A 281-nucleotide genomic window follows, 5' to 3' on the forward strand; every position below is an offset into this window, starting at 1 on the left:
CACCAGCAGCACCGGCAGCATGCCGGCGGTGCGCATCAGCGACTGCATGCGCGCGCGATGATCGGCGCCGCGCATCAGCGGCGTACGGTTGGCGACCGGATGGGCCGTCGCGGACGCGAGGTTCCGCTGCTTGGTCGGGTGGATCATGTCGGTACCTTGAAGGAAGAAGGAAATGAAGGGGCCGTGGTCAGTGCGCGTCGGCGAGCTCGGCCTGCGAGCCGGTGGCGAGCGCGATGATCGCTTCCTGCGTGATGGGCGTGTGCGTGTGGCCGCCGAGTTCG

General features: G+C 68.7%; 1 pseudogene. It reads right to left on the reverse strand.

From position 1 onward, the window contains the following. Window positions 1-147: pseudogene (locus U5A56_RS37040) on the reverse strand (ribose ABC transporter permease); the annotation flags it as partial. Window positions 148-281 lie beyond the last annotated feature (134 nt).

This window comes from Burkholderia sp. BCC1998, assembly GCF_905339875.1.
Taxonomy (GTDB): domain Bacteria; phylum Pseudomonadota; class Gammaproteobacteria; order Burkholderiales; family Burkholderiaceae; genus Burkholderia.